5 protein-coding genes are annotated in these 5,754 nt (G+C 73.7%); 3 read left to right on the forward strand and 2 right to left on the reverse strand.

Translation table 11 applies throughout. From position 1 onward, the window contains the following. Nucleotides 1-1,484: glycosyltransferase family 2 protein (locus tag G3I53_RS13110; protein ID WP_164438364.1), on the reverse strand; the 1,484-nt coding region annotated here is incomplete at its 3' end. 235 nt (nucleotides 1,485-1,719) lie between these two features. Then, nucleotides 1,720-1,983, reverse strand: coding sequence for a WhiB family transcriptional regulator (locus G3I53_RS13115; RefSeq protein ID WP_164338682.1), 264 nt, complete (start codon nucleotides 1,981-1,983; stop codon nucleotides 1,720-1,722). A gap of 715 nt (nucleotides 1,984-2,698) precedes the next feature. On the opposite strand from G3I53_RS13115, the gene G3I53_RS13120 reads away from it, so the two are divergent. From G3I53_RS13120 to G3I53_RS13130, 3 genes are read left to right on the forward strand one after another with little or no spacing between them, the layout of a single operon-like run. After that, nucleotides 2,699-3,283, forward strand: a complete 585-nt coding sequence (locus G3I53_RS13120; RefSeq protein WP_164338681.1) for a cysteine dioxygenase family protein — start codon at nucleotides 2,699-2,701, stop codon at nucleotides 3,281-3,283. A gap of 34 nt (nucleotides 3,284-3,317) precedes the next feature. Then, nucleotides 3,318-4,313 carry a 2-phospho-L-lactate transferase gene (gene cofD / locus G3I53_RS13125; protein WP_164338680.1) on the forward strand — a complete coding sequence of 332 codons (996 nt, stop codon included), beginning with the start codon at nucleotides 3,318-3,320 and terminating at the stop codon, nucleotides 4,311-4,313. After that, on the forward strand, nucleotides 4,310-5,623 hold the full coding sequence (locus G3I53_RS13130) for a coenzyme F420-0:L-glutamate ligase (protein WP_164338679.1): 1,314 nt from the start codon (nucleotides 4,310-4,312) through the stop codon (nucleotides 5,621-5,623). Before cofD ends, G3I53_RS13130 begins: the two co-directional genes overlap by 4 nt. The last annotated feature ends 131 nt before the right edge of the window (nucleotides 5,624-5,754 follow it).

Here is a 5,754-nt window from a genome sequence, read left to right on the forward strand (position 1 = left end):
GCGTCGGTGTAGCGGGCCCACAGGTCGCCGGCGCCGGCGGGGGCCGGGAGCAGGGCGCCGCCGGCCAGGGCGCCGCCGCCGAGGAGCTGGCGGCAGGCGGTGAGGGAGACGAGCAGCAGCACCAGGAACAGCACCGGGCCGGGTTTGCGGGCGATGCGCTTGAGCCGGGCGAACTGCTCGACCTCCAGGAAGTCGGCGTCGTCGCCGCCCGGCCCGGACTCGACGGCGCCGCCGTGCCGTCCGGCGCCCGAGGTGGCCTCGGGGTCGGAGCGGCCGACGAGGCTGCTCGCGACCTGCTCGACGGTGACGCGGACGGTCGCCCCGGGCGGCGGGAACAGGGGCCGCAGTTCGGCCTTGTCGACCTGCGGGGTGCCGCGGCGGCGCCGTCCGGCGAGGATGCGTTCGGGGCGCAGCAGGGTGCCCATGAGGCCGCGGATCTCGTCGACGGCCTGGCCGGGCACCTTGCCGACGAGGTAGGCGAGGGTGCGCAGCAGGGTGCCGAGGACCAGCCGCAGCAGCACCCACGGAAGGGCGGCGGTGCGGGTGTTGACGAGCAGGGTGTGGACGGCGCCGGCCTTGTCGACCTTGTGCGGGGAGGCGGAGGTGCGGCCCACGCAGTCGACGGTGCGCCGCTCGCGGGAGGCCGCCTCGGCGTGCCGGACGACCGCCTCGGGGGCGATCAGGACGCGGTAGCCGGCGGAGTGCGCCCGCCAGCACAGGTCGACGTCGTCCCGCATCAGGGGCAGGTGCCGGTCGAACCCGCCCAGTTCCTCGAAGACGTCACGGCGGATCAGCATGCCCGCGGTGGACACCGACAGCACGGAGCGGACGTGGTCGTGCTGGCCCTGGTCCTGTTCGCGCCGGTCCAGACCGGTCCAGCGGCGGCCGGAGTTGGCGATGGAGACGCCGACCTCCAGCAGTTGCCGGCGGTCGTACCAGCCGCGCAGCTTGGGGCCGACGACGGCCACGTCGTCGCGGCCGAGTTCGTACTCGTTGTCCACCACGCGCAGGAGCTGGGCGAGCGCGTCCGGTTCGGGGGCGCAGTCGTCGTGCAGCAGCCACAGCCACTGCACCGGTTCGCCGTAGGGGAGTTCGGGCAGGTCGTAGGCGTCGTCGCGCCAGCTGCGGGTGACCGGGTCCCAGCCGCTGGGCCGCTTCAGGTAGGGCAGGTCCTCGGGGGTGAGGTGCGGCGCGGTGCGGTCGCACTCCTCGACGGCCTGGCCGAAGCCGGTGCGCCGGGCGAGGTGCAGGACGCGGTCGTCGCCGAGGGCCTCGCCGAGCAGCCGGGCGGAGTCGTCGGCGCTTCCGGTGTCGGCGCCCATGGCGTACTGGACGGGGCGCTCCTGGCCGAGCAGCCCGGAGAGCGCGTCGGGCAGCCAGCGGGTGCCGTCGTGGGAGACGAGGACCGCGGTCACCACGTGACGCGGAAACTCGGGAGCGGCGGCGGCGTCTTGGGCGGCTGCCGAGTGGCTGTGCACGGACATCGAGGTACGGGCCCCGGTTCGGTGGACTGAGGTGGACACCTGTGCCCGGTGGGGGCAGCGGGGCGTCTCGGACGAGCGACCACACTAGCGGCTGGCCAAGACAGCGGCCCGCCGCCTGTGGACAACCCACGGGCGACGGGCCGAACGTGATGAATGTTCCGGTATGACGGTCCGGGGCGGCGATGCCGCGTTCCGGGTCCCGGCGGTCTCCGGACGCCGGCGGGCTACAGGGCGGCTAGACCGCGGCCTTCTTCAGGCGGCGACGCTCCCGCTCGGACAGTCCGCCCCAGATGCCGAAGCGCTCGTCGTTGGCGAGGGCGTACTCGAGGCACTCGGAGCGGACCTCGCACGCGAGGCAGACCTTCTTGGCCTCCCGGGTCGATCCGCCCTTCTCGGGGAAGAAGGACTCGGGGTCGGTCTGGGCGCACAGCGCGCGCTCCTGCCAGCCGAGCTCCTCGTCCGCGTCGTCGACCAGCAGTTCCTGCACCAGCTCGGTCATGTGCGCCCCTCGTCCGTCTTCCACGTCCCCGTGATGCAGCCGTTACCGATTCCGGCTGAACGACACGAGTGAAATTACAAGTGTGCTGCTCCGGGCGAGTCAAGCCGAGATCTGCTATTGGGCCCCTTATTCACTCTGCGGAACCAAGGCCAAGCGGAAAGTGTTCAAATCGCCATAAACCTTGACACACAGACTGGGCCCGCGCAGCGCCCCGCCCCGCGCGCAACCTCCACAGGGAAGGACGTCCGGCAGGAAGCACTCGTTCCGGCACGCGCGACGAAGCGAACCTGATCACATTCGGATCACGGGATCGCAACGACGTTCATGCTCCCGGTCGTGCGCACCATGTGTCCCGGGATCCGCCTGAGCAAACCTTTCACCTGGGAGATGAACCGGATGAGGTGAACCATGTCCCACATAACGGGCGTCGAGTTGACAGTGGGGGTGTGAACCGCTGTCCTTGTGGGCATGCTCGCGAACTTGGCACTCACCTCGACCCGCTCCGCCGGGTCCCCCGGTGCTGCCCGCGTTCGCCGTAGCTGTCGCACCTGCGGCTGTTGAGCCTCCCCCTCGCTCCGGCCGCCGCCGAGACGTACCCGACTCGGCCGTCACACCCCCCGCTCCCACCAGGGCAGCCCTCGCCGGCGTCCGCGATCCGGACGCACGCGGCACCGTCCTTGCCACCGCCTCTCCTCCAGAGGAACCACCGCTCTCCATGAACAGCGACAGCGACCTGCAGATCGCCGGCGACATCCTCGAAGTCCCCCACCTCCTCCAGGCCCCGCGCGCGCACCCGGCCACCGTCGCCGAGTTCGCCGGCCTGGGCCGTGCCCTGGCCGCCGACCGCTCCCAGTGGGAGCACCTGGTCCGCTACGACGCCACAACCCGCTGGTACCACCGCCTGCGCGCCGTGCCGCAGGCCCACGCGCCGCAGGACCCCGCCGGGCAGGACGCCTCCGGCTACGAGGTGTGGCTGCTGTCCTGGGTGCCGGGGCAGGGCAGCGGACCGCACGGCCACGGCCGTTCCTCCGGGGTGCTCACCGTCCTGGACGGCGCCCTCACCGAACGGACCCGGCGCGGCACGCGCGTCCTGACCCCGGGCTCGCAGCGGGTGTTCGCGCCCGGCTACGTCCACGAGGTCGTCAACGACACCCTGGAGCCGGCGGTCAGCCTGCACGTCTACTTCCCCGGCCTGACGGAAATGCCGATGCACCCCGGGGCCGGTCTCGGGGCGGCCGGAGAGCCCTCCGCGGCCGCCCGCTGCGCGGCCGGGGCGGCGTCCGGGCCGGTGACTGCCTGACGCATTGTCGGAGCGGCCTGCCAGACTTGCTCCCATGCGCATTGTGGTTCTGGCAGGCGGCATCGGCGGTGCCCGTTTCCTGCGCGGTCTGAAGCAGGCCGCGCCGGACGCGGACATCACGGTCATCGGCAACACCGGGGACGACATCCACCTCTTCGGGCTCAAGGTCTGCCCGGACCTCGACACGGTGATGTACACGCTCGGCGGCGGCATCAACGAGGAGCAGGGCTGGGGGCGGACCGACGAGACCTTCCACCTCAAGGAGGAACTCGCGGCCTACGGCGTCGGCCCGAAGTGGTTCGGGCTCGGCGACCGCGACTTCGCCACCCACATCGTGCGGACCCAGATGCTCGGCGCGGGCTATCCGCTGAGCGCGGTCACCGAGGCGCTGTGCGACCGCTGGAAGCCGGGCGTGCGGCTGATCCCGATGACCGACGACCGGGTGGAGACGCACGTCGCCGTGACGCTCCCCGAGGGCGACGGCTCGGGCGACGAGGGCGCGGGGTCCGGCGAGCGCCGGGCGATCCACTTCCAGGAGTACTGGGTGCGGCTGCGGGCCTCGGTGCCCGCCGAGGCGATCGTGCCGGTCGGCGCGGAGCAGGCGAAGCCCGCCCCGGGCGTCCTGGAGGCGATCGGCGCGGCCGACGTCATCCTCTTCCCGCCGTCCAACCCGGTGGTGTCCATCGGCACGATCCTCGCCGTCCCCGGCATCCGCGAGGCGATCGCGGACGCGGGCGTGCCGGTGGTGGGCCTGTCGCCGATCGTCGGCGGCGCCCCGGTGCGCGGCATGGCCGACAAGGTGCTGGCGGCGGTCGGCGTGGAGTCCACCGCGGCGGCGGTCGCCGAGCACTACGGCTCGGGCCTGCTGGACGGCTGGCTCGTCGACACGGCCGACGCGGAGGCGGTGGAGCAGGTGGAGGCGGCCGGCATCCGCTGCCGCGCCGTGCCGCTGATGATGACGGACGTGGACGCGGCAGCGGCCATGGCCCGGGAGGCGCTGACGCTCGCCGGGGAGGTGCGTGCCCTGTGACCGGCTCGCACCGGGACGCCGGCTACCACGTGTGGGCGGTCGCGGGACTGCCCGAGGTCCGCAAGGGCGACGACCTCGCCCGGCTGATCGCGGACGCCGCGCCGGACCTCGCCGACGGGGACGTCCTGCTCGTCACGTCGAAGATCGTCTCCAAGGCCGAGGGCCGCGTCGTCGAGGCGGCCGACCGGGAGGCCGCGATCGACGCGGAGACGGTGCGGGTGGTCGCCCGGCGCGGCCCCCTGCGCATCGTCGAGAACCGTCAGGGTCTGGTCATGGCGGCGGCGGGGGTCGACGCCTCCAACACCCCCTCCGGCACGGTGCTGTTGCTGCCCGAGGACCCCGACGCGTCCGCCCGCTCGATCCGGGACGGCCTGCGCGACGCCCTCGGCGTCGAGGTCGGCGTGCTCGTCACCGACACCTTCGGCCGCCCCTGGCGCACCGGGCTCACCGACGTCGCGATCGGCGCGGCGGGCGTCCGGGTGACCGACGACCTGCGCGGCGGCCAGGACGCCCACGGCAATCCGCTGACCGCCACGGTCGTCGCCACGGCCGACGAACTCGCCGCCGCGGGCGAGCTGGTCAAGGGCAAGACGGCCGGCCTGCCCGTCGCGGTCGTGCGCGGACTGCCCCACCTGGTGACGGCGCAGGACGGCCGCGGCGCCCGGGAGCTGGTCCGCGAGGCACGCGACGACATGTTCCGCCTCGGCACCTCGGAGGCGGTCCGCGAGGCCGTCACCGGACGGCGCACCGTGCGCAGCTTCACCGACGAACCGGTCGACCCCCAGGCGGTGCGCCGTGCCGTGGCCGCCGCCGTGACGGCCCCCGCCCCGCACCACACCACGCCCTGGCGTTTCGTGCTGCTGGAGTCCCCGGAGTCCCGGACCCGGCTGCTGGACGCCATGCGGGACGCCTGGATCGCCGACCTGCGCGGGGACGGCAAGTCGGAGGAGTCCATCGCCAAGCGGATCCGCCGCGGCGACGTCCTGCGCAACGCCCCCTACCTGGCCGTGCCGTGCCTGGTGACGGACGGCGCGCACACCTACGGCGACGCCCGGCGGGACGGCGCCGAGCGCGAGATGTTCGTGGTCGCCACGGGCGCCGGTGTGCAGAACTTCCTGGTCGCCCTGTCCGGGGAGCGGCTCGGCTCGGCCTGGGTGTCGTCCACGATGTTCTGCCGCGACGTGGTCCGCGAGGTGCTGGACCTGCCGGCGGACTGGGATCCGATGGGCGCGGTGGCGATCGGTCACCCGGCCGGGGAACCCCGGCCGCGGCCGGAGCGGGACGCGGACGCCTTCGTCGAGGTGCGGTGAGCCGGTCCCGCGAGCGCCTACCCTCATAGGGTCCCTACGGCCCGCGCCGTGCCCCCGTCCCCTGGAATCCCTCGTGGCAGGACGTTTCGCTCCCCGGCCCCCGCGCCCCCACAGCCCTGCGGGCGCGGGGC

This window comes from Streptomyces sp. SID14436 (assembly GCF_010548465.1).
GTDB lineage: Bacteria > Actinomycetota > Actinomycetes > Streptomycetales > Streptomycetaceae > Streptomyces.